The organism is Cypionkella psychrotolerans (assembly GCF_001294535.1).
In the GTDB taxonomy this organism is placed as follows: domain Bacteria; phylum Pseudomonadota; class Alphaproteobacteria; order Rhodobacterales; family Rhodobacteraceae; genus Cypionkella; species Cypionkella psychrotolerans.
Genome location: NZ_LGIC01000065.1, coordinates 60,590 through 85,898 on the forward strand (window position 1 = coordinate 60,590; position 25,309 = coordinate 85,898).

At 60.4% G+C, this 25,309-nt stretch carries 29 protein-coding genes and 1 tRNA gene; 15 read left to right on the top strand and 15 right to left on the bottom strand.

Going from position 1 to position 25,309, the window contains the following annotated elements; genetic code table 11:
* Positions 1-44: 44 nt before the first annotated feature.
* From AKV04_RS13385 to AKV04_RS13405, 6 genes are read right to left on the bottom strand one after another with little or no spacing between them, the layout of a single operon-like run.
* Positions 45-1,637 (bottom strand): hypothetical protein, encoded by a 1,593-nt coding sequence (locus tag AKV04_RS13385; RefSeq protein ID WP_054006915.1) that lies wholly within the window; start codon positions 1,635-1,637, stop codon positions 45-47.
* Positions 1,630-1,800: a hypothetical protein gene (locus AKV04_RS26220; protein ID WP_156317531.1), complete on the bottom strand. Its 171-nt coding sequence runs from the start codon at positions 1,798-1,800 to the stop codon at positions 1,630-1,632. The genes AKV04_RS13385 and AKV04_RS26220 overlap by 8 nt, the downstream gene beginning before the upstream one ends.
* A gap of 42 nt (positions 1,801-1,842) precedes the next feature.
* Positions 1,843-2,214 (bottom strand): thiol-disulfide oxidoreductase DCC family protein, encoded by a 372-nt coding sequence (locus tag AKV04_RS13390; RefSeq protein WP_054006916.1) that lies wholly within the window; start codon positions 2,212-2,214, stop codon positions 1,843-1,845.
* Positions 2,215-2,262: 48 nt separating this feature from the next.
* On the bottom strand, positions 2,263-2,928 hold the full coding sequence (locus tag AKV04_RS13395) for a 5-formyltetrahydrofolate cyclo-ligase (protein WP_054006917.1): 666 nt from the start codon (positions 2,926-2,928) through the stop codon (positions 2,263-2,265).
* Positions 2,925-3,950, bottom strand: a complete 1,026-nt coding sequence (locus AKV04_RS13400) for an NAD(P)H-dependent flavin oxidoreductase (protein WP_054006918.1) — start codon at positions 3,948-3,950, stop codon at positions 2,925-2,927. Before AKV04_RS13400 ends, AKV04_RS13395 begins: the two co-directional genes overlap by 4 nt.
* The gene (locus AKV04_RS13405) at positions 3,943-4,353 is read right to left on the bottom strand and encodes a DUF488 domain-containing protein (protein WP_054006919.1); all 411 of its coding nucleotides are present in this window, start codon (positions 4,351-4,353) and stop codon (positions 3,943-3,945) included. Before AKV04_RS13405 ends, AKV04_RS13400 begins: the two co-directional genes overlap by 8 nt.
* A 193-nt stretch (positions 4,354-4,546) precedes the next feature.
* On the opposite strand from AKV04_RS13405, the gene AKV04_RS13410 reads away from it, so the two are divergent.
* A complete protein-coding gene (locus tag AKV04_RS13410) occupies positions 4,547-5,881 on the top strand; it encodes an MATE family efflux transporter (RefSeq protein WP_407638437.1) in 1,335 nt (444 codons plus the stop codon).
* A 3-nt stretch (positions 5,882-5,884) separates the two neighbouring features.
* Here the strand turns inward: AKV04_RS13410 and AKV04_RS13415 are convergent, their stop codons facing one another.
* Genes AKV04_RS13415 through AKV04_RS13425 form a run of 3 tightly spaced genes read right to left on the bottom strand, consistent with a single transcriptional unit; the run spans position 5,885 to position 7,890 of the window.
* A complete protein-coding gene (locus tag AKV04_RS13415; protein ID WP_054006921.1) occupies positions 5,885-6,298 on the bottom strand; it encodes a hypothetical protein in 414 nt (137 codons plus the stop codon).
* Positions 6,299-6,679: a bleomycin resistance protein gene (locus tag AKV04_RS13420; RefSeq protein WP_054006922.1), complete on the bottom strand. Its 381-nt coding sequence runs from the start codon at positions 6,677-6,679 to the stop codon at positions 6,299-6,301. It lies immediately after the preceding gene.
* Positions 6,680-6,687: 8 nt separating this feature from the next.
* On the bottom strand, positions 6,688-7,890 hold the full coding sequence (locus AKV04_RS13425) for a pyridoxal phosphate-dependent aminotransferase (RefSeq protein WP_054006923.1): 1,203 nt from the start codon (positions 7,888-7,890) through the stop codon (positions 6,688-6,690).
* A gap of 97 nt (positions 7,891-7,987) precedes the next feature.
* Between AKV04_RS13425 and AKV04_RS13430 the strand changes: the two genes are divergently transcribed.
* The 3 genes from AKV04_RS13430 to AKV04_RS13440 all read left to right on the top strand — a co-directional run bounded on the left by AKV04_RS13430 (position 7,988) and on the right by AKV04_RS13440 (position 9,243).
* Complete coding sequence (locus tag AKV04_RS13430; RefSeq protein WP_054006924.1) at positions 7,988-8,389, top strand: helix-turn-helix domain-containing protein; 402 nt, start codon at positions 7,988-7,990, stop codon at positions 8,387-8,389.
* The gene (locus AKV04_RS13435) at positions 8,386-8,658 is read left to right on the top strand and encodes an FAD assembly factor SdhE (RefSeq protein ID WP_054006925.1); all 273 of its coding nucleotides are present in this window, start codon (positions 8,386-8,388) and stop codon (positions 8,656-8,658) included. Before AKV04_RS13430 ends, AKV04_RS13435 begins: the two co-directional genes overlap by 4 nt.
* 87 nt (positions 8,659-8,745) lie before the next feature.
* Positions 8,746-9,243 (top strand): MarR family winged helix-turn-helix transcriptional regulator, encoded by a 498-nt coding sequence (locus AKV04_RS13440; protein WP_054006926.1) that lies wholly within the window; start codon positions 8,746-8,748, stop codon positions 9,241-9,243.
* Between the two features lie 22 nt (positions 9,244-9,265).
* Here AKV04_RS13440 and AKV04_RS13445 read toward each other — a convergent pair whose 3' ends face one another.
* The 3 genes from AKV04_RS13445 to AKV04_RS13455 form a co-directional block, all read right to left on the bottom strand.
* The gene (locus AKV04_RS13445) at positions 9,266-11,329 is read right to left on the bottom strand and encodes a capsular polysaccharide biosynthesis protein (RefSeq protein WP_082351647.1); all 2,064 of its coding nucleotides are present in this window, start codon (positions 11,327-11,329) and stop codon (positions 9,266-9,268) included.
* 7 nt (positions 11,330-11,336) lie between these two features.
* Entirely contained in the window at positions 11,337-12,470 is a 1,134-nt protein-coding gene (locus tag AKV04_RS13450) for a polysaccharide biosynthesis/export family protein (RefSeq protein WP_156317533.1), read from the bottom strand.
* Between the two features lie 89 nt (positions 12,471-12,559).
* On the bottom strand, positions 12,560-13,849 hold the full coding sequence (locus AKV04_RS13455) for a capsule biosynthesis protein (RefSeq protein ID WP_054006927.1): 1,290 nt from the start codon (positions 13,847-13,849) through the stop codon (positions 12,560-12,562).
* A 159-nt stretch (positions 13,850-14,008) separates the two neighbouring features.
* On the opposite strand from AKV04_RS13455, the gene AKV04_RS13460 reads away from it, so the two are divergent.
* From AKV04_RS13460 to AKV04_RS13495, 8 genes are all read left to right on the top strand, one after another.
* On the top strand, positions 14,009-14,605 hold the full coding sequence (locus AKV04_RS13460) for a riboflavin synthase (RefSeq protein WP_054006928.1): 597 nt from the start codon (positions 14,009-14,011) through the stop codon (positions 14,603-14,605).
* Between the two features lie 3 nt (positions 14,606-14,608).
* Positions 14,609-15,160, top strand: coding sequence for a hypothetical protein (locus AKV04_RS13465; protein ID WP_054006929.1), 552 nt, complete (start codon positions 14,609-14,611; stop codon positions 15,158-15,160).
* Positions 15,161-15,362: 202 nt separating this feature from the next.
* Positions 15,363-16,457 (top strand): 3,4-dihydroxy-2-butanone-4-phosphate synthase, encoded by a 1,095-nt coding sequence (gene ribB, locus AKV04_RS13470; protein ID WP_054006930.1) that lies wholly within the window; start codon positions 15,363-15,365, stop codon positions 16,455-16,457.
* A 3-nt stretch (positions 16,458-16,460) separates the two neighbouring features.
* The gene (locus tag AKV04_RS13475) at positions 16,461-16,961 is read left to right on the top strand and encodes a 6,7-dimethyl-8-ribityllumazine synthase (RefSeq protein ID WP_054006931.1); all 501 of its coding nucleotides are present in this window, start codon (positions 16,461-16,463) and stop codon (positions 16,959-16,961) included.
* Complete coding sequence (gene nusB, locus AKV04_RS13480) at positions 16,958-17,431, top strand: transcription antitermination factor NusB (protein WP_054006932.1); 474 nt, start codon at positions 16,958-16,960, stop codon at positions 17,429-17,431. The genes AKV04_RS13475 and nusB overlap by 4 nt, the downstream gene beginning before the upstream one ends.
* A gap of 94 nt (positions 17,432-17,525) precedes the next feature.
* Entirely contained in the window at positions 17,526-17,894 is a 369-nt protein-coding gene (locus tag AKV04_RS13485; protein WP_054006933.1) for an META domain-containing protein, read from the top strand.
* Positions 17,895-18,246: 352 nt separating this feature from the next.
* Positions 18,247-19,092 carry a DUF481 domain-containing protein gene (locus AKV04_RS13490; RefSeq protein ID WP_054007176.1) on the top strand — a complete coding sequence of 282 codons (846 nt, stop codon included), beginning with the start codon at positions 18,247-18,249 and terminating at the stop codon, positions 19,090-19,092.
* 316 nt (positions 19,093-19,408) lie between these two features.
* Positions 19,409-19,870, top strand: a complete 462-nt coding sequence (locus AKV04_RS13495) for an MmcB family DNA repair protein (protein ID WP_054007177.1) — start codon at positions 19,409-19,411, stop codon at positions 19,868-19,870.
* Here the strand turns inward: AKV04_RS13495 and AKV04_RS13500 are convergent.
* Entirely contained in the window at positions 19,848-20,063 is a 216-nt protein-coding gene (locus AKV04_RS13500) for a DUF6324 family protein (protein ID WP_054006934.1), read from the bottom strand. The genes AKV04_RS13495 and AKV04_RS13500 overlap by 23 nt on opposite strands.
* A 102-nt stretch (positions 20,064-20,165) precedes the next feature.
* Here AKV04_RS13500 and AKV04_RS13505 point away from each other — a divergent pair.
* Both AKV04_RS13505 and AKV04_RS13510 read left to right on the top strand, forming a co-directional pair.
* Positions 20,166-20,242 (top strand) — tRNA-His (locus AKV04_RS13505).
* Positions 20,243-20,345: 103 nt separating this feature from the next.
* Complete coding sequence (locus AKV04_RS13510) at positions 20,346-22,664, top strand: Tex family protein (protein ID WP_054006935.1); 2,319 nt, start codon at positions 20,346-20,348, stop codon at positions 22,662-22,664.
* On the opposite strand, the gene AKV04_RS13515 is transcribed toward AKV04_RS13510, so the two are convergent.
* Both AKV04_RS13515 and AKV04_RS13520 read right to left on the bottom strand, forming a co-directional pair.
* On the bottom strand, positions 22,661-23,860 hold the full coding sequence (locus tag AKV04_RS13515; protein WP_054006936.1) for a UbiH/UbiF family hydroxylase: 1,200 nt from the start codon (positions 23,858-23,860) through the stop codon (positions 22,661-22,663). The genes AKV04_RS13510 and AKV04_RS13515 overlap by 4 nt on opposite strands.
* A 71-nt stretch (positions 23,861-23,931) precedes the next feature.
* Complete coding sequence (locus AKV04_RS13520; RefSeq protein ID WP_054006937.1) at positions 23,932-24,573, bottom strand: pyrimidine 5'-nucleotidase; 642 nt, start codon at positions 24,571-24,573, stop codon at positions 23,932-23,934.
* Positions 24,574-24,665: 92 nt separating this feature from the next.
* Here AKV04_RS13520 and AKV04_RS13525 point away from each other — a divergent pair, with 92 nt between their 5' ends.
* On the top strand, positions 24,666-25,301 hold the full coding sequence (locus AKV04_RS13525) for a GntR family transcriptional regulator (RefSeq protein ID WP_054006938.1): 636 nt from the start codon (positions 24,666-24,668) through the stop codon (positions 25,299-25,301).
* Positions 25,302-25,309 lie beyond the last annotated feature (8 nt).

The following is a 25,309-nucleotide window of genomic DNA, read 5'->3' on the forward strand; positions in this document are numbered from 1 at the left end:
GGATCGTGGTGGCTTTAGGGCGGGATTGTGATCGGGTTGTGCGATCAGAAATCGACTTTGGCGGGTTTTTCGTAGATGTCTTCCAACCGCTGCTTGAACTCCTTGAAGCAGGCTCCAGCATTTATCCGCCCGTTTAGCCGATCCCACACCACATCATTGGTCGCGGCGCCCTCAGCACATTGGTTTTCTGGCGTGCCGGTGTTCTGGCAGACCACCCGCAAAATGCTGAGTTGTACGGCCAGCGGGCAGTTCACAATCTCATCCAGTTTCGCCAGTTGTTCGGGTGTCATGCCTGAGATGTCTACGGCTTGGATCAAGTTGCTTTGGTCCTGCACCATTTGCAGCTTTGGCCGCGCGGCATCGGCAAATTCATCGGTGCCGTAGCGCGAGTAATAGATCGCGTTGTGGAAATACGGCTCGGCTTTGGCGATGCTGTCAAGGTCTTGCCAACGCAGAGTTATCTCGGCGAGGTCGATCCACAGTTGCGGTGCGGTGGGCACTGCTTTCAAGGCGGCATGTAGGCGTGTTGTTATCTCGGCCTTGTCTGCAAGTGTGACGGGACGATTGGCATATTCTGCGGCATCAAACAGCACGCCAATGTAACGGTGCAGCAGATATGGGTTCAGCGGGTCTTGGAGGAGGGCGTCGTGCAGGTAGGGGACTTCCCGGCTTAACGCGATGGCGAGTTCGGGGTATTTAGCCTCCATCGGTGAGACATTGTTGATTTGATTGCGCAAAGTGTCGAGCTTGCGTGCCTCACGAGAGGCCATTTCGCCATCGGCCTTGATCTTTTCCAGCAGCACGATGCTGTCTTCTGGGCTCGTCAACCCATCCATCATGTCATTGTAACGGGCATTGTCGAGGATGGGATGGTCGGTGAACATCAAAAGCTGATGGGCGGCCGCGCGTTGGTCTCCATACCAGAAACCGGCATAGTAAACCGCGTCGATGCGGCAGATTTCGGGGCTGTAGTCTTTGATATCGGTGATCTTGGGGGCGTAGCGATCACAGAGCAGGTTCACCTGTTCGGGCCGGCCGCCCCATTGTGGCGCAAGGGCTACCATCGCGCGCATCAAGCTGCCGCGATTGGGCTGGCTGTTCATAATGCGTTCCAACTCGCGCGGGATCACCGATTTATTCCCCAAGGTGGCGGTCAGGCGCAGCAGGCCATCCGAGGCAGGAATCAGGTCTGGCGCAAGCTTGGTCGCTTGTTTGAACAGCGGGAAGGCAGCGGTGTGGCGCTGCATCAGAGCGGACATTGCCTCGTCAGTGGTATTGTTGACGCTGGCCCTGCCACGCCAAAAATTGCCCCAAGCGTAAAGATTCCAGCCTTTTGCAGTCAGAGCGCGAGGATTGTCGGGCTGATCGCGCGCCCAGTCTTCGGTGAAACCCTGGATCGCGGGATCAGATAGGGCGAAGACGTTGTAGAGATCGCGCTCAGCATCCGGCGTATGAGCAGATGTATAGCTGGTATGGGCGGCTTCAAGGGCCGCGTCGGTCGCTGTGAAATCCCGCGCGAGGACGAGCCTGCGCAGCGCGTCAAAGCTGATCGGAGGTGCTGGGGGCTGACGGAGCAGTATCAGCGCTGGCGCCGAGAGCAGCAGCAAAGCGGCCAGTGCTATCAGGCGCTTACGCATCGCGTTGCGTGGCCATGAATTGCTGCGGCGCGGGCGCACAATGGGGGCGAACAGGTTGCAGCGGGCTGGGCGTGATCGCGGTGCCTTCGGCGCAGAGCACGGGTTCGGGTTGGGGGAGCGTATGGCCGGGCAGGGGCGGCGGCAGAAACACTAAGCGCAACATGGGGCCACCTCACCGGGGATTTCCGTGCAGGTTGTCAGGCTATTACGGCAGGTCTTTGGCGGCTTCGCGGCGTTTGTGGGCGCGGTAAAGGATGGGGGCCATCAGGTGATCGTAGAATGCGCAGGTCAGCGGATGGATCAGCGGTAGTGCGGTGATGCGCGCTATTAGTCGCCAGCATGGCAGTTGCGCCCAGAGGATTTGGAAGGCCGGGATACCGGAGAGCAGTTGGCCTTGGTGCAGCACATGCAGGCGTTTTGCTGCGGCCTCGGGGGTGACGCCCCAAGCGCTTGCTTGGGTCAGGTCGTCGAAGCGTAGCGGCAGATCCTCGGCGAGGGCGACCTTGCGGTGGTGACCGATTTCAAACCGGCAAACCGGGCAGGTTTCGTTGTAGAGGACTCGGGTTTCATCGGTCATGGCGTGAGTATAGTGGATTATGCGTTGATGGAGGTGTGGCGTTGCGTCTCAGGCGTGAAGCGGCTGCGGGCCGGATTCTGTCAGGATATAATCCATAGGGATATCATGAGGTTGTGGAAAGATAGTTGGCAGGTGGGCGGCATCTAACCCGATGCCGATGGCGATGGGTGAGGGAGTGAGCGTGGCAAGGGTGCGGTCAAAATAGCCGCCACCATAGCCTAAGCGAAAGCCGGCGTTGTCCCAGCCGACGAGGGGAGAGAGGGTGATATGGGGGATGATCTCGGGCCCCGTCGCGGGGGTGGGGATGTTCCAGAAACCGCGCTCCATCGGGGTTTGCGGCGTCCAGGCGCGAAAGGCGAGCGGAGCTTTCGGGGTGAGGATCAGCGGCAGGGCGGCGGTGGCACCGCGGGCCGCGAGGCTGGCAAGCCAGAAGCGCAGGTCAAGTTCGGCTTTGATCGGCCACCAAGCCGAGATGATCAGGCGACTCAGGCTGGGAAAGCGCTGGGCGAGCAGGCGGTCGAGATGGGTGGCGATGGATTGGGCTGCGGCCTGGCGCGTGGCGACGGAGAGGGCGGCGCGCTCGGCAAGCAGGCGGGTGCGTTCGGCTTTGCGCCAGCGGGCAACATCGGTGGCTTGTTGCGGGTCGATATGATTGGGGTCGATTTCCTGCGCAAGGCAGGCGGGGGAGGCGTAGGGGCGGGGGGCTTGGGTCATGGCGATGTGAGCCGGGCGAGGGCCGTTTGGGCTTCGCTGAGGATGGTAGCGATGCGCGCGGCGGCGGTGGGCAGGGTGGTGATCAGCGCGGCACTTTGGCCGGCGTAATTGGGCATGGCTTCAAGATCGCCCGTGGTGATGCGCAGGGGGCTGTCGGTGCTGTAGCGCAGCAGGGGGCGGCCATCCTCATGGGCGATGATCTCGTGCGGGAGGGTGTCGGGGTGGTGGCCAGTCAGAGTGTGGCCGATGGCGTCGGTGACGGAATTGCGGATGACGCGCACCGGCGAGTTCGCCGGCCAATTCAGCGCGAAGACGTCGGTGTAGACGGTATCCTCGGCTGAGGCGGCCAGCACGCGGGCCTTGTGGTCGTCATGCGCGAAAGATTCTTCGGTGGCGAGGAAGGCGGTGCCGCAGTGGATGGCTTGGGCGCCCAGGGCGCGGGCGGCGATCAGCGAGGCTCCGGTGGCGAAACCACCTGAGGCGACGATGGGCAGGTTGCTGGCACGGGCGACTTGCTCGACAAGGATCAGGGCGGCGGCGGTGCCGTGGACATGGCCGCCCGCCTCGACGCCCTGCACGATCAGGACGTCGGCTCCGGCGGCTTCGGCCTCTAGCGCGGCTTGCAGCGAGCCTACTTGGTGCAGCACAAGGCAACCTGCGGCTTTGGCGCGCTGGATGGCTTCGGGGACCGGGTGCCAGAAAAAGCACATCGCGGGGACTTTTTTGGCGAAACAGGCGTTGAGTTCGGCGTCGAGCAAAGCGGGGTCGGTGGCGGCGGGGATCAGGTTGACGGCGAAGGGTTTTGTGGTGCGGGCGCGGACGGCGTCGATTTCCTGTGCAATGAGGTCGGGGGATTCGCGGACCATACCGAGGATACCGTAGCCGCCCGCATTTGCCACGGCGGCGACAAGTTCTGATCGTGCAACGCCACCCATGCCGGCAAGCAGGATCGGGTTGTCGCAGCCGAGCAGGTCGCAGACGGGGGTGCGCAGGTTTTGATGCGCGGGCTGGGAGTTAGGCATGATGAGTCTCGTGCGTTAGGGTTTCGAGCAGCACATCGCGCAGGATCAGCGCGTGGCTGTGATCGGTATCGCGGGCGGCGTAGATCAGGGTGACGGGACCTTTGCGGCACCACTCCAGCGCTTCGGCCAAGGCTGCGGGCGTGGCGGTCAGTTCGGCACGGTAGCGGTTGGTGAATTCAGCCCATTTGGCGGGATCGTGGCAGAACCATTCCCGCAGATGCGGGCTGGGGGTGGCGGATTTGAGCCATGCATCCAGCTTCAAATCGGATTTGGCGATGCCGCGTGGCCAGAGGCGGTCGACCAGCAGGCGGGCTCCGAGGGTGGAGGCGCCAGCGCGGATGTCATGGGCGCGGCAGAGCTGGATTTTGGGCGGCTGGATATGGGGGGCGGAGTTGGGCGGCATCGCGGTCACTCTATGACAGGGCTTACGCTAGGCGCGCTGGGTGGGGAATGTAAATGCCGCGTTATCGACGCGGTTTCGTGAAATCCGACATTGGTTTTCGGGGGAGGGTCGGGGCCGGACGCGCTGCACTGCGGCGGAGGCTACGTCTTGCAGCGGTGATCTGGCGCTTGTAGGAAGCGATATGATCAAAAGAATGTCCTACATCTCACATGCCCGCGCGACGTTGGCTTTGGGGCTGCCGCTAGTAGGCTCGCATCTGGCGCAGATGGCGCTGCATGTCACCGATACCGTGCTTTTGGGCTGGTATGGGGTGAATGAACTGGCTGCTGTTGTGCTGGCGACTTCGACGTTTTTCGTGATTTTCATCTTGGGTGCGGGGTTTGCGCAGGCGGTTTTGCCGATGGTTGCAACGGCTGTCGGGCGCGGCGATGAGGCGCAGGTGCGGCGGGATACAAGGATGGGAATGTGGCTGTCGATTGGCTTTGGCGTGCTGACTTACCCGATTTTCTGGTGGTCTGAGGCATTGCTGCTGGGTTTGGGGCAGCGGCCTGAGGTTTCGATTTTGGGGCAGGATTTTCTGCGCATCGCGGGGCTCGGGATGATCCCGGCGCTGTTGGTAATGGTGTTGAAGAATTACCTCGCGGCGTTAGAGCGGACGCAGGTGGTGCTGTGGGTGACGCTGGCGGCGGTGGGGGTGAACCTTGTGCTGGCCTATGCGCTGATCTTTGGCCATTGGGGTGCGCAGGAATTGGGCGTGCGCGGGGCGGCGATTGCTTCGGTGCTGGTGCAGTCTTTGACGGCTCTGGCTCTGGCGATTTATGCCGGATGGCTGCCAGAGCTGCGGCACTTCCGGCTGTTTCAGCGGTTTTGGCGGCCGGATTGGCAGGCTTTGCATCAGGTGTTTCGGTTGGGCTGGCCGATTGGCATTACGTCACTCGCCGAGAGTGGATTGTTTCAGGCGACAGCCCTGATGATGGGCTGGATTGGCACCGTTGAACTGGCGGCGCATGGCATCACCATGGAGGTCGCCGCTTTGTCGTTTATGGTGCATTTGGGGTTGTCGAATGCCGCGACGGTGCGGGCCGGGCGGGCGGATGGCGCGGGCGACCGGCAAGGCTTGCGCGACGCGGCCAAGGTGGCGATTGCGTTGTCGGTTGGCTTTGGTGCGGTGATGGTTGTGCTGTTTCTCAGCTTTCCAGTGGCGATTATTTCGCTGTTTCTGGACGAGTCTAAGCCGCAAAGCGCTGAAATCATTGCCTTTGGTGTCACGCTATTGGCTATGGCGGCGCTGTTTCAGATGGCGGATGCGATGCAGGTGATGGCGCTGGGCTTGCTGCGGGCGATCAAGGACACAAGGGTGCCGATGATTGCGGCGGCGGTCAGCTATTGGGGGATCGGGATTCCCTGCGGCTATTTCCTCGCGTTCCATGCCGGGATGGGCGGGATTGGGCTGTGGGCGGGCTTGGTGATTGGCCTGGTGTTTGCCGCCGTCACGATGATGTGGCGGTTCTGGCATCGGGTGCGCTGAGGGCTATTCCGCTGCTTCGCCTTTCATCAAACGCTCGGCCTTTTTGCGCACCAGCACTGAACGCAGGTCGTGCATCGCCAGCAGCAGCAGGTCGGTGACTTCCTCTAGCTGCGTGTCCGAGGCTTTGGATTGCACCCATTGGGTGGTGAGGTTCATGTGGTCGACGGCGCGCAGGATGTCATCGACATCGCGCGCGGCCAGCATGGCTTGGCGCTTGGCAACCCACTGGCTAATCATCGTAACTTCGTCAGGCGTCAGCTTATGATCGCCATGCGGCTTGATGTTGCCGTTCTTGACGTTGACCAGTGCGATTTCTTCCATGTCGATGCGGCGCTGGCGGTTCTCGGTATCCACCCGGAACACGGCAGCGCCGTTATCACGGATGCGGAAGTAGAACTCGGGCAGATCGGCGGACATTCAGGCGGCCTCGCCAGCATCAATGTTGTCAATCACCCGCAGCAGCGAGCCGTCTTCATCGACCAGCGCAAACATGCGCGGGGCATTGCCCGGTTTGAAGATGCCCGTCAGACGCGGGATCGCCTTATGGTCGGTTGGCAGCCCGACTTGTTGCCATTCCGCGAGCAGGCTTGCCACGTCATCGACGCGGATACAGGCAGAGAACCAGCTGGACCATTTATCGACCTCGGGGTGTGGGAAGAACTCCAGCACCAAGCCGCCGCGTTGCAGGATCATCCAGCCATCATCGCGGAAACGGGTGGCAAAACCGAGACGGGTGTAAAACGCCTCGGTCGCTGCGAAATCGCGGCTTGGCAGATTGGCGGTGATCCGGTCGGCCATGACATCCTTCAGGTCAAAGAGGCGCAGAAGGTCTGGATGCGGGTGCAAGCCTCGCGCAGAACCTCGTCAGCGGTAGCGTAGCTGACGCGGAAGTTTGGCGAAAGCCCGAACGCCGCGCCGAACACCACGGCGACGCCGGTTTCTTCAAGAAGCGCGGTTGCGAAGATCTCATCATTGCTGATCTTGGTGCCTGCGGGGCTGGTTTTGCCGATGCAGCCCGAAATGTCGGGATAGACGTAGAACGCACCCTCGGGTTTCGGGCATTTAATACCCTTTGCATCGTTCAGCATCGACACCACAAGATCACGGCGGCGCTGGAAGATCTTGCGGTTGGGGGCAAGGAAATCTTGCGGGCCCGTCAGGGCCTCAAGGGCGGCATATTGGCTGACCGAGCAGGGGTTGGAGGTGCTCTGGCTTTGGATCGTGCCCATGGCTTTGATCAAGGCTGTGGGGCCTGCGGCGTAGCCGATGCGCCAGCCGGTCATTGCGTAGGATTTCGACACGCCGTTGCAGGTCAGGGTGCGGTCGTAGAGTTTCGGCTCAATCTGCGCGGGGCTGGTGAATTCGAAATCGTCAAACACCAGATGTTCATACATATCGTCGGACATGATCCAGACATGCGGGTGCTTCAGCAGCACATCGCAAAGCGCGCGGAGTTCGGCGCGGGTGTAGCCTGCGCCTGTCGGGTTAGAGGGCGAGTTGAAGATAAACCACTTGGTTTTCGGGGTGATCGCGGCGTCCAGCTGCGCGGGCGTGAGTTTGAAATCGGTGTCGATGGTGGCCACCACCGGAACCGGGGTGCCGCCCGCCAGCAGCACCATGTCGGGGTAGGACACCCAATACGGCGCGGGGATGATCACCTCATCGCCGGGATTACAGGTGGCCATCAGCGCGTTATACAGCGTCTGCTTGCCGCCCGTTCCGACGGTGATCTGATTGGGCGCATAGGTCAGGCCGTTTTCGCGGGCGAATTTCTCGCAGATCGCCTTCTTCAGCTCGGGGATGCCATCGACCGCCGTGTAACGGGTTTTGCCTGCATCAATCGCGCGTTTCGCGGCATTGCGGATGTTCTCCGGAGTGTCGAAATCCGGCTCGCCTGCGCCCAGGCCGATCACATCGCGGCCCGCGGCTTTGAGTTCTTGTGCCTTGGTTGTCACGGCGATGGTGGGTGAGGGTTTTACGCGGGCGAGGGTATCTGACAGGAAGGCCATAAGGCGGACTCCGTTGGGCTGGTTTGCAATTTTCGCCTCCCTGCCATAGGGTGGCCCCCTCAAGCAATCAAGCGATATCACCTTATGGAGAGGCAAGATGGCAGAAACCACCAACGAAACGTGGTATAGCGAAGCAACAGCAACCTTTGGCGACAGGCTGGAGGCCGCGCGCGAATCCTGCGCGATGAGCCAGATCGAACTGGCGCAAAGATTGGGTGTGCGTGACACCACGATCAAAAGCTGGGAGGCTGATGAGTGGGAGCCGCGTGGCAACCGTTTGCAGATGTTGGCCGGGATGCTGAATGTCTCGTTGATGTGGCTGCTCTCGGGCAAAGGCGAAGGCGTGGCGGCACCAGATGCGCGCGCTCCGCTGGCTTTGCCTGTACGCAGCATGTTGGCCGACATCACGCAGTTACGTCGGAAAATGCAGGTGCTGGGCGTGGAATTGATGCAGGCTGAGCAGAAACTGGCAACTGAATTGCGTGGGATGACATCATGAGCGAAACGCAGGATGCTAGGCTGAAACGCATGTCGATGCGCAGCTGGCGGCGCGGCATGAAAGAGATGGATCTGATTTTGGGGCCATTTGCCGATGTGCATTTGGCTGCAATGTCGGAAGATCGGCTGATTGCTTTCGATAAACTTTTAGAAGAAAACGACCAAGATCTACTGCCTTGGGTTTTGGGGCAGTTGCCTGCCCCAACTTATCTGACTGATTTAATAGTAGAAATTGGCGGCTTCGCGCGAAGGCGACTGACTGCGCGTTAATTTGCGCCAAAATCGTGGCGAGTTTACGATATGTTTTTGTTTTGTGACGATTCTATCCGCAGTTGCCATCGCTCGCGGAGTTAATAAATGAGTTTACATGACCCCCTGCTGGACGGCTCGCAAAAGCTGTTGATGGCGGGCTATCTCGACAATCTGGCGTTGTTGGAGCGGCTACATCGGCTGCTGTTGGACGTGATCAAGGATGAATTTGAACGAATGGCGGTGCTTGAGATCAACTCGGTTCAGGCGCTCTTGTTGTTCAACATCGGCGAGAATGAGGTGACCGCCGGAGAGTTGAAGTCGCGCGGTTATTATCAGGGCTCGAATGTGTCGTATAACCTGAAAAAGCTGGTGGAATTGGGCTATATGCACCATCAGCGCTCGGAAGTTGACCGCCGTTCGGTACGGGTGCGACTTAGTGAAAAGGGCCGCCGGGTGCGTGGGATGCTCACCGATTTGTTCCAGCGCCATGCCGAAGGGCTGGCGAAGCGGGGGCTGGTCGATGCCAATAACATGGAAAATATGAACCAATCGCTGAAGCGGATAGAGCGGTATTGGACCGAGCAAATCCGGTATATTTACTAACCAGCAGGCCAGAAGGCCTTGGTTAACGCCAGAACCGGGAATAGGTGGCAAACCGCCCCTGTAGCTTTGCCAGAAGGCGAAGTCCCAGCCCGGTTGGGGTATCGGTGCCTGTGGCCAAGCGGTGGATCACCACTTCGGGCGGGCAGGGTTTGCGGCTGACCGGATCGTAATAGCGCGGATAGGCGATCAGGGCGGCATGGGCGAGGGCCAAAAGGCTGGGGCGGGGCAGCGGATGGCCGTCTTTGGCTTGTTTGCGCCGCAGAGGAACCGGGCCGAGATCTTGGGTCAGGCCCCATCCGGCGTAGAACGGTGCGCCGAGGCAAGTAACACGCTTGCCGCGCAGCAGGGCCTCAAATCCAAGGAGCGAGGTCATGGTGACGACGGTGTCACAGGCCTCGATCAGGTGAATCGGGTCGGCGTGGTGGGCGATAATGTCGGCTAGGCCGCGCAAGGTTTGGTCGGGAATAGCGCCGGGGCGCAGGCCCGCTTCGACATCGGGGTGGGGTTTGTAGATGATTGTCGCGTTGGGATGCGCTGAACGGGCGGCTTGCAGTAGGGCAAGATTGGTGCGGATATCGCCCGCGCCAAGGCGGATCGAGGCGTCATCTTCGACCTGACCGGGGACAAGCACGCGCGGGCCATCGGGCAGATCGGGCAGGTTGCCGGAGAGGTTGTATTTTGATAGGCGCGCGGTGATCAGATCGGCGATGAGTTTCTCGGCGCGGCGGGCGGCATCTGGGGGCAGCGGGGTTTGGATCAGCTGTTCAAGGCGGCTTTCGCGGGTGGGATCGTAGTAAATGCCGAGATCGTCGGTGACGAGGGACAGCGGCGGCACGAGTTCGGCACCCAGGCCCCGCGAGCGTACAAAGCCATCTTCGACGCGGCGGTTGGTCAAGGCTTCGGGCAGATCTGCGGGTTCTTTGCCTGCCCAGACCAATAGGCCCCGGCCCGTCGCGCGGGCATTGGCGATGGCTTTCGCGGGATTATCCTGGAAAACCATCGACTTTTCGCGACCGAATACGGCTTGCAACCGAGCGCGTTTCCACACGCGCATCCCAAGGGCGACATGACCGAAACGGTCTTCGCGGTGGGCGCGGGCTTCGGCCTCGAGTTGATCGACAGCCTCTTCAAAGCTACACAACCGGTTCCGGCAGGGATCGACCCATGTGGGGGCAAGGATCATCGCGGCGGCGAAAAGCTGGGTTTTGGTCAGGCTGCGTCTGCGGCGATCCAGCGGAAAAGCGTCGGCGGTCAGGCCCCATCCGGTGTAGAACGGCTGGCCAAAGACGCTGGGGCGGTGGCCTGCGAGGATCGCCTCAAACCCCAGTTGCGATGATACGGTGTAGACCGCGATAGCGCCCTCCAGCAGGGCCCAAGGCGAGACGGGGGTGGCCAGCAGGCGGATGCGGTCGGTTTGATCGGCAGCGGTGAAATGGCCGCGACGCAGCCCGAGTTGCGTCTCGGGATGGGTCTTGATCACGATGCGGGCATTGGGGTGTTCGCTTTGCGCGGTGGCCAGCATCTCGGCAAAGCGGGTGGCATTGGCCCCGGAATGGCGGATCGAGGCATCGCCTGCGGTTTGATCCACCACCAGCACATAACCGGGAGCGGGCAAGGGGGCTTCTGAGAGGTGAAGATTGTATTTTGACAAGTCTAGGGCGCGGATTCTGGCAATGCCGTCCCTTGCGCGGGTCAAAAGGTTCGAATCGTCTAAGGGCTGTTTTGCGAGGATCGCCTCTAACGTGGATGGCGTGGCGCTGTCAAAATGCACGCCAAGGCCGTCGATCAGTAGGCCCAAGGGTGCGTCGCCCAAACGACCGGGGCGGATTGAACGCAGAAAAGCATCCTCGATGCGGACCAAGGGCAGGTTATAGCGGGCGGCAATTGCCTCACCGCGCCGCGCGTAAGGCGAACGGCCCCAGACCACCACGCCATCCTCGGGGCCGGGCAGGCCAAGGTGCAAGTCATGCCCGGCGCGCGCGAGTATTCGGCGCAGGTGGGGTTGGCGTAGGAAGCCTGCGTTGAAATAGAAAAGCCGCCGGGGAATGATCCCGGCGGCTTGGGTATTTGGTCCGACTAAGGTCAAGACCGCCTCACTGCCCCGTGGTGGCGATGTTGTTGGCGGCGGCGGTGGAGCCCGAAATCGCCGACAGGGTTTTGGTCCACTGTACAAACGGTGCTTCGGTGACATAGACAGTGTCGCCGTCGCGGATCAGGAAATCACGCGCCTCAAACATGCCCGTTGGTTGAGTAAGATCAAGCACATAGACCATGCGCTGATCGCCCTTCAGATCGCGACGGCCCAGCACGGAATTGGCAACCTCGGCAGGTTCATTGCGGAACACGAAGACGCCAGTCGGGTCTGCGGTGCCGGTGTTCAGGCCGCCAACGGTGGCCAAAGCCTCAATCGCGGAGAGGGTTTGGGTTTCAAACGGGATCTTGCTTTGCGACCCAGTGGCCCCCATCGCCACGAAAGAGCGGGTGTCTTTCTCGACGGTGATCTTGTCGCCGGGACGCAAGGCGATGTCGAGACCGGGGTTCGAGAACAGATCTTCCAGCCAGACCTTGCCGGATTGAGTGCCGCGCGTGACGCGCACGATGGCGACGGCAGGTTCAATCGTGACGCCACCAGCTTTCGACAGCATCGCCGACAAGGTGCGGGTGGGGCGTTCGATCGGGAACACCCCGTTGGCCCCGGCAAATCCGGAAACCGAGACGGTCGAACCATCGCCAGCCAAGCGTTGCACCGAGATTTGCGGATCAGGCGTCTGGGTGTCGAGCTTTTTGGTGATAATGTTGCGCAAACCGTCGGGCGATTGGCCCGCCGCTTTGATTTTCCCGGCATAGGGTACAAAGATGTAGCCCGCGCCATCAACCTGAATCTCGGTCAGCGCCGATACACGCTGGCCGGTGTTGCCGAGCAGGGGATCATCCTTGACGTTTTCATAGATCGTCAGGCCCAACACATCACCGGGCGAGATCACGTCTGATCCAACCACCCCGGCATTGCGGAAGGCCGAACTGAACCCCAGCGCCGGCGTCACCGCCGTGGCGCGGGTCACCCGCGCGTTGACCGTCACAATAAAGGCGTCGCCCTGTTTCAGGACTGAGCCTTTGTAAATTTCTGCCTTATTGGGGCCAGAGCGCGGCAGGCCACAGGCCCCGACCGCACTGACAAGCGCCACAAGGGCAAGGGCCTTCGCCCCCCTTGATCCGGTAATTTTCACTGCCCGGGCTCCTTTAACTGGATTTGCCTCAAGTTTTGCCTGTAAGGCTACAGAAAGACGAAACAAAATGCCAGTCTTGGTTTCTTTGTTCACTTGACGAGGTGCAACTGTTGCCGTGGTGCCGCTTTGCCCGAGGTGAGTGCATCATAGGGATCTTCAGCTTGCAGCATCATATCTACCACCTGTCGTAGCAATTCCCTGCGCCCGCGCGAACTGTAGAAGCCGCCCGGTACTTGACTGGTTTCCAAGAGATAATGGCGATAATCGCGATAAGCGCGGCTGTCGGGGCGGGTTGGCAGGGTGAAGAAGTCTTTCAGATTTTGGGTCGAGACGAATTCCGGCTTGGCATAGACCGCAGCGCCGAAGGTTTTCAGCGGCAATCCGCGCCACAGAACTTGCTGGGCGGCGGTAGAGTTCACCGTCACAGCGCTGCGGGCGTGGTTTAGCAGGGCGGCTAATTTTCCCCCGCGCACGAAATGCACGCGAGAGGTGACTCTGTGCAGCGCGGCCAAGCGCTTGATTTCATGAGCAACCGGGACACGGCCATCTTCCAGCGGATGCGCTTTGAAGACGATATGGTGATGCGGGGCGGCTCCCTTGGCGAAGCCTTCGATCACCAGCGCCAGAAACTCGGTCATGGTTTTGAACGGCGAATGCATCTGGAAACTGGCGTCATGTTCCAGTTGCAACAGCACAAGATGATAAGGGAAACCGCCGTGTTTGATGCGGAAGGTGGCGGCAATCCGCTCCCACCGATGCACGGGGAGGAGCGCAAGGCGCTTGACATAAAGCCAGAATTCTTGCCCGACGCTTAGCGCACGATGCGGTTTAAAATTGCGATAATCCCAGAATCCGGTCATCACGAACCAATGATAGAGCGCGCCCCAAAACATGTGCTGACGCATATCGCCCCAACGGGCGGGGGCGTCGGGGAGTTCCATGTCCAGAGCCTCCAGCGCCTTTTGCATCTGCGGCACCGTCATCTGCATCAGCCGCGAATTGCCGTTCGCCCCCCCCCTTTCGTAGCTGATCCAATAGGGGCGCAGGTAGCCTTCCTCGAACACATGTACGGTGATGCCAGCGGCGCGGGCGGCTTGCACAGCTATCGCGTGGATTGGTCGGGTGTCGCCGTAGAGCACGATATCGGTGATTTGCTTTTGTTCCAGCACGCTGCGGAAGGCCAAAGGCCAGTCTTGCAGCGTGCCTTTATAGGCGATGTAGCTGGCCTCGGACGGCCAAAACGCGCGGTCGCCGCGGTTAAACCCCACCCGCCAGACCTGCGCGCCAGCAAGCACCAGCATTTTGCCAAGGCGGTGGAAATAGGGGCCGTGCGGACCCTGAAGAAACAGAAAGCGGCGATCTTGACCTGAACCTGACATGTTACTCGCGTTTTTAGTCTGAATGCGCCGGAGGGTTCCAGAATAGAACGGGAAAACTGCGGCTTTGTGAACCCTAACACGAGAAGCGCGGCTAATTTGAGGCGATTGCGCAAGCCCGGCGCAGGCGGTAGCTTTGAGGCAAATCATGAGGGCCAAGCGATGTTTACCGGAATTGTCACCGATATGGGCGAAGTGCTGGAGCTGGAGCAGCGCGGCGATCTGCGAGCGCGGATCGGCACGGTCTATGATGTTGCCCGCGTGGATATTGGCGCGTCGATTGCCTGCGAGGGGGTTTGTTTGACGGTGGTGGCGCTGGGGACTTCTCCGCGCAACTGGTTTGATGTGCAGATTTCGGCGGAATCGGTCTCGAAAACCAATCTCGCGGGGTGGAAGATCGGCAAAAGGCTGAACCTAGAGCGGGCGTTGAAGGTGGGCGATGAATTGGGCGGGCATATCGTCTCGGGCCATATTGATGGCGTGGCCGAAGTGGTGCGGATTGTGCCCGAGGGCGACTCTGTGCGGGTGACATTTCGCGCGCCAGAGGCTTTGGCGAAGTTTATCGCGTCGAAAGGCTCGGTTGCGCTGAATGGCACGTCTTTGACGGTGAATGAGGTCGATGGCTGCGATTTTGGCATCAATTTCATCCCGCATACCCAGGCAGTGACGACGTGGGGCGAGGTCAAGCTGGGCGATAAGGTGAACCTAGAAGTCGATACGATGGCGCGCTATGTGGCGCGGCTGCGCGAGTGGGAATAGGCCGTGACGGGCTTAGGGCATAACGGCGGGCCTTCGATGCAGCCGGGGGTGGCGTGGCGGACGCATTGTTGGCGGGCGGCACGTGAGCAGTTGTTGCCGACCCTGCCGATTGAAGTGGTGCGGTTGCGGGTGAAGCGGGCGCGGGATTTGGGTTTAGAGTATAAGACCTACGCCTCGGTCCGGGCGGCGACGGGGCATGATCTGATCGCGTTTCTGTTTTCCTCGAACGCGTTGCGGCTGGTGCGGGGGCGCGAGAGCTTGCCGCTGGATCGGGCGGAGAAGCTGGATGCGATGACCTGCGCGCGGATTGCTTTGGCGGTGGCTCCGCTGTCAGTCCAAGCCGTGCTGGTGAATCCGCAGATTGATCAAGCGCATCCCGCACCCTTTGCATTGGCGAAATTTGCCGAGGCGCGGGCGGCGGTCCGGGCAGCTTTGGGCAAAGTGCCGGGGGATCGGGTGTTGCTGGTCGGCGATCTGGCTTTGGAGCGCGAGTGGTGTGCGGCGGGGCGGCTTGCGGGCTATCTTCCTGCAGAGCGGTTTTTCGCGGGCTTTTAGGCTTGGGCTTTTCGACTAAGCTTGGGCTTGTTGACGCCAAGCAGCCTCCGGCGGGAGTATTTTTGCCAAGATGAAGCCGCAAATTTTAGATAAGTTTTAGGCCGTCACTGGGCGGTTTGCACAAGCACTGTTCGGCAGCGCGCTCTGGCTTTTGGCGATCTTTGGCGCTATTGGCAAAGTGAGAGTTGCAGGAAGCCAGATCATGACCACACGCACGGAATACTCGGACGCTATCTCGTCCGTTGAGGAAATCATCGCAGACGCCCGCAATGGCCGGATGTTCATTCTGGTCGACCATGAAGATCGCGAAAACGAAGGCGATCTGGTGATCCCGGCGGAAATGGCCACGGCTGAGGCGGTGAATTTCATGGCGACGCATGGGCGCGGGCTGATTTGCCTGACGCTGACTGGGGCGCGGATTGATGCTTTGGGGTTGCCGCTGATGGCCTCGAAAAACTCCAGCCGTCATGAGACTGCGTTTACCGTCTCGATTGAGGCGCGCGAGGGGGTAGAAACCGGGATTTCCGCCCAAGATCGCGCGATCACGATTGCGGTGGCGATTGATCCGAAATCTGCACCGAGTGATCTGGCGACGCCGGGACATGTGTTCCCGTTGCGGGCGCGTGACGGTGGCGTGTTGGTGCGGGCGGGGCACACGGAAGCTGCGACTGATATTTCCCGGCTGGCCGGCTTGAACCCGTCGGGGGTGATCTGCGAGATTATGAAGGATGACGGCACGATGGCGCGGCTGCCGGATCTGGTGGCGTTTGCGCAAAAGCACAATCTGAAGATCGGCACGATTTCCGATCTGATCGCCTATCGTCGGCGGCATGACAATCTGATCAAAGAGCGCTCGGTCAAGCGGGTGCAATCCTTGCATGGTGGCGATTGGCTGATGCGGATCTTCGCCGATGAGACCCATGGCGATGAGCATGTCGTGCTGACCAAAGGCGATCTGTCCGGCGATGCTCCGGTGCTGGCGCGGGTGCATACGCTGAACGCGCTGGAGGATGTACTGGGGATTGGCGACGATCACGTTGGCGATTTGCAGGGCGCGATGCGGGTGATTGCTGCCGAGGGGCGTGGGGCGATTGTGCTGTTGCGCGACACCTCTATGAAGGTTGAGGCGGGCGAGGCTTCTCCCCACACCTTACGTCAGTATGGTTTAGGCGCGCAGATTTTGTCGGCGCTGGGTCTGAGCGCGATTACTTTGGTAACAAATTCCAAGGCTCCGAAAGTGGTGGGCCTGGACGCTTATGGGCTGTCGATTGTCGGCACCCGTGCGATTGCGGAGTAGATCATGGCTGCCAGTGAAACCCATTACACCCTGCCGCTGCCCGAGTTTTCGGCCCCGGTGAAGCTGCTGATCGTGGTGGCACCCTACTATAAGGACATCACAGATCAACTGGTGGCGGGCGCGCAGGCGGTGGCTGCGGCTTGCGGCGCGACAACTGAGGTGGTCGAAGTGCCGGGGGCGCTGGAAGTGCCGTCGGCGATTGCTCTGGCCGAGCGGATGGCGGAGTTTGACGGCTATGTGGCGCTGGGTTGCGTCATTCGTGGTGAGACGACGCATTACGATACGGTGTGCAATGACAGTTCCCGCGCGATCACCATGCTGGGGTTGCAGGGTGCCGCGATTGGCAATGGCATCCTGACGGTGGAAAATCGCACGCAGGCTGAGGTGCGTGCTGAGGCCGCTGGGCAAAACAAAGGTGGCGGCGCGGCCGCTGCGGCCTTGCACCTGATCGCCTTATCGCGCAAATGGGCGACCGACACCAAAGGGATCGGTTTTCGTCCATGACTTCCAACACCGCCAAGCCTGACAAGAAGCAGATGAAATCAGCCGCCCGGCTTTATGCCGTGCAGGCGTTGTTTCAGATGGAGGCCTCAGGGCAGACCGTCGAGTCGATCCGTCGCGAGTTTGAAACTCATCGCTTCGGGGCGATTTATGATGGCGACGAGATGGCCGAGGGCGATGTCACGCACTTCCGCGCCGTCGTTGATCATGCGGTGAACTTTCAGGCGATGATTGACCAGATGACCGACCGCGCGCTGGTGGCGAAATGGCCGATTGATCGGATTGACCCGGTGATCCGCGCGTTGTTCCGTGCCGCCGGGGCGGAATTGACCCAGATGATTACGCCGCCGAAAGTCACGATCAACGAATATGTCGATGTCGCCAAGGCATTTTTCCCCGAGGGGAAAGAGTCAAAATTCGTCAACGCGGTGCTGGACCATATGGCGCGCGAAGCGAAGCCCGAGGCATTTTAAGTTCCTAGGTCAATTAAGTTTCGGGGCCAAATTTTTTCCAAGGATATTGCTTTGGCGCGCGTCAAAGCTTTGTCGGTTGTGAAAGGACTATGCGATGAAACATCTCTGGATGGCGGCGCTGATGCTGGCGGCTTGTGTGGAGACCGGGCAGGCGGGCACCGATTGGGTGCTGGCAACGGTCGATGGCGCGGCGGTGGATTATACCGCAACGCTCAGCTTGGCCGAGCCGGGACGGGTTATAGGCCAAGCGCCCTGCAACCGCTATTTCGCCGATGTGGCGCGGGACAGCGGGGCCTTTGAGCTGGGCATGATTGGCACCACACGGATGGCCTGTTTGCAGATCAAGGGCGAGGCGGAGTTCTTCCAAACGCTTCAGGGCATCGAGATGGCTGACGAAACGCCGACCAAACTTACGCTGACCGGGGCGGGTCATCAGATGGTGTTCGTGCCAGCGACGCAGTGATCCGCCGATACAGAGATTTCGGCGCTGATCACGCGGCTCTTCGGGCTAATTATGCGGTTTTCGCGCAACACTGGCATGTTGCCGCTGCAGCGTAGCAGGCGAAAAACTCCCAAATTTGGCCTGTTTAACGAGGCCATCCAAGACCCTCGGGCTGGTTCCATCACGTTTCTGCAATAGTGGCTTTGTTACAGGATTTGGGCAGAACCTCGCCACAAATTTTAGGATTTCGGCGGAAAAATGATGTGAAATCATTTGCTTGGCATCTGCTCTTGAATGACCTTCCCTGATGAAACATCTGCACTGCAGCGCCGGAAAGCTTCGACGCAAGGGATAGATGTTGAAAGGACGGATCATGAAGAACGTAACTCGTATCGCGGCAGTATCCGCATTCGCTCTGGCTGTTGGGTCGCTGCCTGCGGTGGCACAGACAACGCTGCTGGGGTCGTCTGCGGTTGACGATCAGGTCGACGACTTGGCGATCAAAGCCAACCGTGACATGGCGCGTGGCAATGATGAGATGCGCTTTGGCAATCAGGACATGCGCCAAGGCATGTCGGGTTCGGCCTCGCTGGGCTACAGCGGCAAGACCGGCAACAATGAATCGCAAGAGTTTTCGGCTGGGGCGCGGTTGCGTTTCAACCAAGACCGCTTCGTGCAGACCCTCAGCTTTGTGGTTGACTATGCCGATGCCGATAACGTGAAATCGAAAGAAGATGTGTTGGCAGTCTATGACGCCAACTATTACTTCACCGACAAGATTTACGGCTTTGTCTTGGGCCGAGTTAACTCGGACGGTTTGGCGCAAGACGCGGTCGACCCGTCCACCTCGGTGTCGAAAGATGCGTTTTTGGGCTTTGGTCCGGGTTACCGCATCGTGAACAACGAGAACATCGCTTGGCGCGTGCAGGCGGGCGTGGGTATCAGCTATCTGGAATTCGGTGATGACCGCAGCACCACTGAGTCAGCGGGCATCGTGTCGTCGCGCTTCTTCTATAAGTTCAACGACAACGTTTTTGCCAGCATGGATACTGATGTCCTGAAATCGGACACCGCGCTGCGCATCGGCAACGACTTGGGCGTGAGCTTTAAGGTGACGGACGCGTTCTCGACCCGTGTCAGCTATCTGACCGACTATAACGACAGCCGCGCGATCCGTGCGGACAACAAACTGGGCGTGTCGCTGGTTTACGGCTTCTGATCTGATTCGAGCCTAAGATGCGGAAAAGGGGACAGCGTACTGTCCCCTTTTTCATGCGCTGGGCAGAAGTGGCGGGCCCGCAGCGGCCGTGACGGCGTGAATTTCCCGAGAGCCTGAGTGTTCAGGTTGGTCGCCAGGTAGCAAGACCAGGATCTTGCCAGAGCCAGCTCCCTCGGAGATGCTTATCGGCCACTGGAAAAGGGCCATACACGAGAAGAGCAGAACCCGCCAAGGCTGAATGTAGGCTTGGGGGGGGCTGATGGCAAGGGGCCTGACGGGCCTTGCGGGGTGTTCACGTTTGGTTCATATTTTGCCGATGGATATGGAAAACCTCTTACCACCGATGCCCGGCCAGCGTCTTGCGCGTGGGGTGTGTCGGGCCATGCGGCAGTTTGATTTCGTGACAGTGGAAGAACTGGTGCCGACCCCCGGTCTGCGGGTGGATGTGATGGCATTGGGCCCCAAGGGCGAAATCTGGATCATCGAATGCAAATCCAGCCGCGCCGATTATAGGGCGGATCAGAAATGGCAGGGCTATCTGGAATGGTGTGATCGGTTTTTCTGGGCGGTGGATGGCGATTTTCCAACCCAACTGCTGCCAGAGGCGTCAGGTTTGATCATCGCCGATGCCTATGACGCGGCGATTCTGCGAATGGGGCCGGACACGCCACTGCCCGCTGCCCGCCGCAAAGTGGTGCTGCAAAAATTCGCCCGCCACGCGGCGCTGCGGTTGCAAGCCTATCGCGACCCCGGCGTCAGCGTTTTTTCTTCGGTTTAGCGCCACCTGCAATCGCCCTTGCAGCCTCGGCGGCCGACATCAGTTCTTCAGCGATTTCCTCGGCCTCGTCGGCGTCAAAGTCCAACGGCAGTTCGATGCCGCCATCGGCTTCGATATAGATCCGCACCATACCCAACTCGGTTGGGCCGATCTGGATATTGGCGGCGATATCGCTTTGTTTGTCGATGCCCATCTTGCTGTTCCTTTATCTTTGCATTGGGGTAGCAACTGGGGCAAACTTTGGCAATCCTGCCCTTGCAATCCGGCGAGGGCGGCGTTAAATCCCCGCTTGCGTGCCGCGTTAGCTCAGTTGGTTAGAGCACTAGATTGTGGATCTAGGGGTCCCCCGTTCGAGCCGGGGACGTGGTACCATCCCTCCTTATGTCTTGGTCAAAGCCCGCTTTGCCCGTATTGCGGCTCTTGGCCCCAGCGCATTGCGGCTGTATGGTCGACCTTCCAAGTGAAGGACCAAGCTATGACCCCTGAAGCGACCCGCCGTATCCCCCTTGTTATTGCAGCAGAAATTGGCGCGACTGCGGCGCAGGTCGCTTCTGCCATCACACTGCTGGATGAAGGATCGACGGTGCCCTTCATCGCGCGTTATCGCAAAGAGGTGACGGGTGGCTTGGACGACACGCAACTGCGCAATTTGGCGGAACGGTTGGTGTACTTACGCGAGTTTGAAGCGCGGCGGGCGGCGATTCTGGGCTCGATTTCCGATCAAGGCAAGCTGACCGACGCGCTGTCCGGGGCTTTGGCAAAGGCCACGACCAAGGCTGAGTTGGAAGATATTTACCTGCCCTACAAGCCGAAGCGCCGCACGCGGGCGATGATCGCGCGGGAAAATGGGCTGGCACCGCTGGCCGAGGCGATTCTGGCGGATCGGGCGGCGGACCCTGCGGTTTTGGCGAAGGGGTTCGTGACCGAAGCAGTCCCGGATGTGAAAGCTGCCTTGGAGGGCGTGCGGGATATTATCGCCGAAGGTCTGTCCGAGGATGCAGCGCTTTTGGGTCGGTTGCGCGGTCATATGAAGCAGATCGGGCGGCTGAACGCCAAAGGCGTGGCGGGCAAAGAGACCGAGGGTGCGAAATTCTCGGATTACTTCGCACACAACGAGGCTTGGGCGGGCGCGCCAAGCCACCGCGTGCTGGCGATGCTGCGTGGACAGAACGAAGGTTTTCTGGCCGTAGATCTGGAGATTGACCCTGATGCGCCGAAGGGCGACAGCCCGGCAGAGCGGGCTTGTGCGGCAGCATTGAACGCCTCGGGTCGGGGCACGGGCGACGCTTGGCTGCGTGAGGCTGCGGCTTGGGGCTGGCGAGTTAAATTGAAAACCTCGCTGACGCTGGATTTAATGAGCGAGTTGCGGGAGCGGGCAGAAGCCGAGGCGATTGCGGTTTTTGCGCGCAATCTGAAAGACTTGCTACTGGCGGCACCGGCGGGCGGTAAGGCCACGATGGGGCTTGATCCGGGGATCAGGACCGGGGTGAAGGTTGCGGTGGTGGACGGCACCGGCAAGGTTCTCGCGACCGATACCGTCTATCCGTTTCAGCCGAAAAACGATCTGCGCGGCGCGCAGGCGGCGATTGCGCAGGCGATTGTCAAGCATGGGGTCAAGCTGATCTCAATCGGCAACGGCACGGCGAGCCGCGAGACCGAGAAAATGGTGGCTGACCTGTTGGCGCTGTTGCCGGGGGCGGAAAAGCCGGTGAAGGTCATCGTGTCCGAGGCCGGGGCTTCGGTCTATTCGGCGTCAGAGCTGGCGGCGAAAGAATTTCCGGGACTGGACGTATCTTTGCGGGGCGCGGTGTCGATTGCGCGCCGACTGCAAGACCCGCTTGCCGAACTGGTTAAGATCGAGCCGAAAGCCATCGGCGTCGGCCAGTACCAGCACGATGTCGATCAGCACCGCTTGGGCCGCAGCCTAGAGGCCGTGGTGGAAGACGCGGTGAACGCGGTTGGGGTTGATCTGAACACGGCATCTGCGCCGTTGCTGGCACGGGTGTCGGGTGTCGGGCCGGGACTGGCGGAGGCGATTGTCAGCCACCGCGACGCCAATGGACCGTTCGCAACCCGGCGCGAATTGCTGAAAGTGGCGCGGCTGGGGCCGAAAGCTTTTGAGCAGGCGGCGGGATTTTTGCGAATCTCGGGCGGCAAAGAGCCGCTGGACGCAAGTTCGGTTCACCCGGAAGCCTATGATGTGGCACGCAAAATCATCGCGGCTTGTGGCCGGGATATTCGCGCGTTGATGGCGGACCCGGCGGCGCTGAAGGGCCTAGATCCGCGCAGCTTTGTCGATGCGAAGTTCGGTTTGCCCACGGTAAAAGACATTCTCGCCGAGTTGGAAAAGCCCGGTCGTGACCCCCGGCCCAGCTTCAAGACCGCGACTTTTGCCGATGGGATTGAGGATATCAAAGACCTTAAACCCGGCATGATGCTGGAAGGCACCGTCACCAATGTCGCGGCTTTTGGCGCCTTTGTGGATATTGGTGTGCATCAGGATGGGCTGGTGCATGTCAGTCAACTGGCTGACAAATTCGTCAAAGACCCGCATGAAGTGGTTAAGGCGGGCGATGTGGTGAAGGTGCGGGTGGTCGAGGTTGACGTGCCGCGCAAGCGCATTGGCCTGACGATGAAATCCGACAGTGGCGAGGCGCGCGAGCAGGTGCGCGAGCGTCAGCAGGATCGCACACCGCAGCCGCAGCGCGGAAAGCCTCTGCCAACCTCCGCAGGGTCATCGGGCGGTAGCAGTGCTTTCGCCGATGCGTTGAAGGGCAAGTTCAACAGCCGTTAACGCAGGCCCAACCCGGCTTTCATCAGCGTTTTGCGCACCGGGGCGACGGAATAGAATGCATTCAATGCCCCTGCGCGCAGATCGCGCAGGAATTGGCCCTCGATCATCGAGGCGCGGTTCAGCGCGTCTATGCCGGTCACCCGCGCCTGTACGTCAAAATGGCGGCGGCGGTGGTAGGTATCGAGCATCTTGGCACTGCCGAGTTTGGCAGGATCGGCCTGCGCCAGTTCCAGCAGCACGGCCAGATCGGCGAGGCTCATGTTCAGCCCCTGCGCCCCTATGGGAGGGACGACATGTGCGGCTTCGGCCATCAGGGCAACCCGCTCACCCGCCATCCTAGCTGCGATTTGACTGATGATCGGCCAGGCCGAACGCCGCGAGGCGAGGGTTAGTGGGCCGAGAATTTGGCAGGACCGGGCATTGATCGCGGCCTCGAAGTCTGGAACAGGCAGGGCGGCGAGGCGCTGTGCTTCTGGCCCGGCTTCCATCCAGACCACGGCAGAGCAGGGCAAGCCAGCGCGATCGGGAAGCGGCACGAGGGTGAAGGGGCCGCCAGAGCGGTGAATTTCGGTTGAGACGTTATCATGCGGGATGGGGTGAGTGACCGCAAAAGCCAGCGCTTTTTGCCCATAGCGGGTGGTTTTAATGGGAATACCAAGGGCTGCGCGCATGGTAGAGGCTCGGCCATCGGCGGCGATCACCAGTTTTGCGCTGACTTTGCGGCTATCAGACAGCGTCACCAAAGCCTCGGATTCGCGGGTCAGCAGGGCAGTCGTGGCGATGCCGGGCAGGAACCTGACACTCTGCAGATCGGCCAACCGGGCGACCATCTCACGCCGCAGCAACCAGTTTGGCAGGTTCCAGCCGAACGGGGCATTGGAGAGGTCTGCGGCGTTGAAGTCTTTGATAACACGCGGCTCGATGGCCTCGCCGCCCGCGTCGATGATGCGCATGATTTGCAGGGCGGCGGCGAAGGGTTCCAGCCGTGTCCACAGACCAGCGGCTTGCAGTACGGGAATCGACGGCTGCAAAAACGCCGTGGTGCGCAGGTCTGCGCCATCGGCTTCGGCATCTGTGACGGGGGGGCTGGGGTCGGCGCAAATGACCGAAAAACCAGCGCTGCCAAAAGCTGCGGCGGCGGCGAGGCCAGCGACGCCACCGCCAGAGATCAGGATATCGGTGGAAATGCGTGACATGGCGATCCCTTTGCCGATAATTTTAGCGAGATGTTGGCGGAAAGCGAGGCGACAAAGCGTCTCGGGTCTGCCTACACCAGCGTGGCGAGAAAACCTGCAAGATCATCGGTGTGATGCTGAATATGCAGCGCTTTCAGTGCCTTGGGCGCGACATGCACGGTTTTCATCCCTATCTGATGCGGGGCCATCAGGTTGCGCGGATCATCTTCAAACATCGCGGCTGTTGTGGGATCAAGACCGTCTTGCGTAAAGATCGTCTCAAAGGCGGCGCGTTCAGGTTTGGGGCGAAAACCCGCGTGTTCCACACCGTAAACCGCGTCGAACAGGCCCGACAACCCGCGCGCTTCCAGCACGCGATGGGCATAAGGCGCGCAGGCATTGGTGTAGACGATGCGACGACCGGGCAGGGCGCGGATGCGGGCGGCAAGATCTGGATCGGCAGGAAGCACGGTGAAATCGATATCATGCACGTCTTGCAGGTATGGCGCGGGGTCGATGTCATGCTCTCGCATTAAGCCCGCAAGCGTCGTGCCATAACTGTCCCAATAGTGCTGACGCAAGCGGTCCGCCTCGGTCTTGCCGACGCCAAGCGCGTTCATCACCCAAGCCGTCATCCGCAGCTCAATCTGATCGAACAGCCGGAACTGCGGCGGATACAGCGTGTTGTCCAGATCAAAGACCCAAGACGTGACATGTTGAAACTGTTTTTTCATCCTGCAGGGATAGCCTGAAGCTTTCTGCGCAGCAATCGCTTGATCCTGCCGCGTGGGCGTTTAGTGTCGCCCGACAAGGAGGAGCCCACGCCGTGCAGAAGGATGCTTACACATTAATCCTCGAGTCGATCGAGGCCGGGATTCACAAACCGGGGGATCGGTTGGTCGAATCGGAGCTGGCCGAGCGGCTCGGGGTGTCGCGCACTCCGGTGCGCGAGGCGCTGCAACGGCTGGAAACCCAAGGCATGCTGACGCGGGACGGTCGCAGTTTAATCGTGGCCTCGCTGGATCACAACCAGTTGGCGGAACTTTACGTCGTGCGTACCGAATTGGAGGGTCTGGCGGCGCGGTTGGCGGCCCGTCATGCCTCGGATGAGGAAATCCGGGTGCTGCGTGGCATGGTCGAGGAGGATCGCGCGCTGCTGGGCGGTGATCCCCGTGCCCTCAGCCGGGCCAACAAGCGGTTTCATCGGTTGATTCACCTCGCCAGCCACAATCGCTTTCTGGTGCAGCAGTTGGATTTGGTACACCGCTCGATGGCGTTGATGGCGACGACAACTTTTGCGGCTGCCGGTCGTGATGAAGTGGCTTTGGCCGAGCATGATCAGATCGTGCTTGCGATCGAAGCCCATGATGGTGAGGCAGCCTATTTGGCGCTGAAATCGCATATCTCGAAGGCGTTTGAGACCCGGCTGCGGGTGGATTCGGGCGAGTTGAAGACGCGATAATTTTTCAA